Source organism: Hydrocoleum sp. CS-953, assembly GCF_002260545.1.
In the GTDB taxonomy this organism is placed as follows: Bacteria; Cyanobacteriota; Cyanobacteriia; order Cyanobacteriales; family Microcoleaceae; genus Trichodesmium.
In genome coordinates this window covers 1-2,909 of sequence record NZ_LGSU01000372.1, presented here as the reverse complement: position 1 = coordinate 2,909, position 2,909 = coordinate 1, and the positions used below count along the sequence as shown (strand labels likewise).

Sequence of the window (2,909 nt, the reverse complement as noted above, 5' to 3'; positions counted from 1 at the left end):
GTAGGGGAGGAGTAATTTTTTTGCTATACTCAGCAGCGAAAATACTAACTTTTTGATTTTTCGGGAACCGTGCATTAAGAGCTGAAACAGGCGTACTTTAATTACTGACCTAAAAATGCTAAAACCTTTATATGTAAATACTTTTAGGTTTAATCAGCAAGCCCTAATTAAAAACTACATTTCAACTTAATAAAAATAGTGAAATTTGATTTTTCAAGACGTAGCTAGTAGTAAACACTCAATTTGACGATTAATATCTTCAATATTCACAATTTACTACTAACTACTAAACTACCAATTTAATTATGATTCAATTAAAACTTTAGAAGCCGCAGTTACTCCAGCCCCTGGAGTAAAAGATTTATATCCCAATTCTCCCAAACTAGCTTCTAAAGCAGCGATCGCATTCAGAATGTCTCTTTCACAGACAAAGCCTAAATGTCCAATACGGAAAATTTTTCCTTTCAGATGGTCTTGTCCACCAGCTAAAGCAATATCAAAACGTTTTTTCATAATAGCTCGGACTTTTTCTGCCTCTACTTCTGGTGGCGGAGCAACTGCTGTAACAGCAGGACTAGCTACTGTATCTGGACCAAGTAAGGGCAAACCTAAAGCCTTGACTGCTGAACGAGTTGCATTCTTTAAACGCTCGTGTCGAGCAAAAATATTTTCTAATCCTTCAGCTTGCATCATTCTCAGGGTAGCTTGCAAAGCAAAGAATAGATTTACTGGTGGAGTAAAAGGTGTCGTATTTTTAGCTCCATCTTTACGATACTTACCTAAGTCAAGATAGTAACGTGGTAACTTAGCTGTTTCATAAGCAGTCCATGCTTTAGCTCCCACACTTACAAAAGCTAAACCAGGAGGTATCATGTAACCTTTCTGAGAACCAGATCCAACAACATCAAGACCTAACTCATCTATTGGTAAATTAACTGCCCCAAGACTGGTTACAGCATCTACAATAATCAAAGCTTCACCATGAGCTTTAACATAACTATTAATAGTTTCAATATCATTTAAAACACCTGTAGAAGTTTCGCTATGAGTAAGGATGACTGCTTTAATTTGCTTGTCTTTATCTGCTTCTAGCTTTTGACGAAATTGTTCCGTATCTAGAGGTTTGCCCCACTCTGCTGTAATTTTCTCAACTTGGAGACCATAAGCTGTGGCCACTTCTGCCCAGCGATCGCCAAATTTACCATTACATCCACATAGTACACGATCGCCTGGACTTAGGAAGTTAATTATACCTGCTTCCATTGCTCCAGTTCCACTAGATGCCAAAATTAGCACATCATTTTTGGTTTGATGGAGCCATTTGAGGTTTTCTGTCACCTCTGCCATAATTTTGGAAAAGTCACCACTTCTATGGCCTATTGGATGTTTAGCCATTGCTAGTAATGCTGTTTCTGGCACTGGAGTTGGCCCAGGAATCATTAACATCAGTTTATCATCCATTTTTTTGTTCCTTTGTTGTGTTTTACTTGATCGTTGTCTATGTTCATTTATACAGAAGTGTGTCACAGAAAAAGCTTACTTTTTCTTTAAGATTACTGAACTTGGAAATTTGGGAAATTTGGCAAATTTTAGTATTTTATTTTTTTATTAATTCTCGAATAGTTATTTGATTTTAAATTATTAATTTAGTTCAGTAATTTTTAGCTAATTTTTTTACTCTAGTTAAGTCTTTGAATCAAGTATGAACACTTAAGAAAATCCTGCTGTTTTAGGAATCAAAATTTTTTTCAGCAAATCCTAGTTCGTATAGTCATAAGTCACTTAACTTGGGATTCATATTTTAAAACCCTTCGATTTCAATTTTAGTATTACTAAATTCAGTCAAATTTAATATAGGGTTTTGCATAATAATTGTACGAATAATAAATATTCACCCCTTACCCTACATTATTTCCTAGGCATTTTATTACAACTTCTTCCTACTCCCTATCTCTAATTTCAGGCATCATATATGTTCTTTACCAATGCCTAATATTGCTATAGTAATCAGGAACGATTTATGAGATGTTTAATAACATTAAATATCAATCACAATCGTTTGATCTTCTGACTTCTAATTAGCACTCAAATCTTACGACTGAAATATGATTGCTATATATCCGTTAATATTTTTCAGCTTCATTGAGAGACCAGTGATATTCTATTGATAAATTTGCTTGTTTGCAATTTTCTTCTAACTGTTTTTGCAGTGCTAAAGCTTTTCTAACTGTCACAATAAGTTCTTGAACTTTTTGATACTTTGTCGTATGATAATCTACTGCTAAGATTGTATTTTTTTCTAATAACTGAAGTAGTAGTTCATAATGAATACGAGAGGGGAGTGGTATTGGTTCCATCATAAAATATCTATTAGGGACTTTTATTATAGCAATTCCTATAAAGAATGAGTTACAAAATTCGTTTGTTTGAGAGGGTATCTATAAAATTAAAAATTAAGCCTTAATACAGGGTAGATTTTACTGACAAAAAGATTTCCTACGGAAATAGCACCTACTTGATAAATGCTAAGTAGGTGGGCATAAATAAAGGTTAAAAAGAAAAATCAGAAAATGAAGTCAGAAATGACTTTTTAAGAAATTTTTACTGTTTTGAATCTTCTTCACTATTTTATGGATAATTAAACCCACCTATTTATATAACAATTTAAAGAAAGAATTTTAGAAATAGTCTAGGTAAGCCCTAAGTAATACCATTTCTCAAAAACTTTTCTACATTTGATTGAAGTAGGGGAGTAGGGGAGGTAGGGACGTTTTGCTGACGCAAAGCGGAGCATTCCGGGACGGAAAACGCATTTTTGTTATGCAACGTCCGTACAAACAAGAATAATTAATGCTAAAATTGCTCTTTTCTAACAAAAAAGTAATTATCTTAGTTTAATTACTTAATAA

The 2,909-nt window shown here is 33.5% G+C and carries 2 protein-coding genes; both read right to left on the bottom strand.

Annotation, left to right across the window (positions count from 1 at the left end; all coding sequences use genetic code 11):
* Positions 1-303: 303 nt before the first annotated feature.
* Positions 304-1,461 carry an alanine--glyoxylate aminotransferase family protein gene (locus tag AFK68_RS03555; RefSeq protein ID WP_094671623.1) on the bottom strand — a complete coding sequence of 386 codons (1,158 nt, stop codon included), beginning with the start codon at positions 1,459-1,461 and terminating at the stop codon, positions 304-306.
* Positions 1,462-2,123: 662 nt separating this feature from the next.
* Positions 2,124-2,360 (bottom strand): DUF5340 domain-containing protein, encoded by a 237-nt coding sequence (locus AFK68_RS03550; protein WP_371357215.1) that lies wholly within the window; start codon positions 2,358-2,360, stop codon positions 2,124-2,126.
* Between the last annotated feature and the right edge of the window lie 549 nt (positions 2,361-2,909).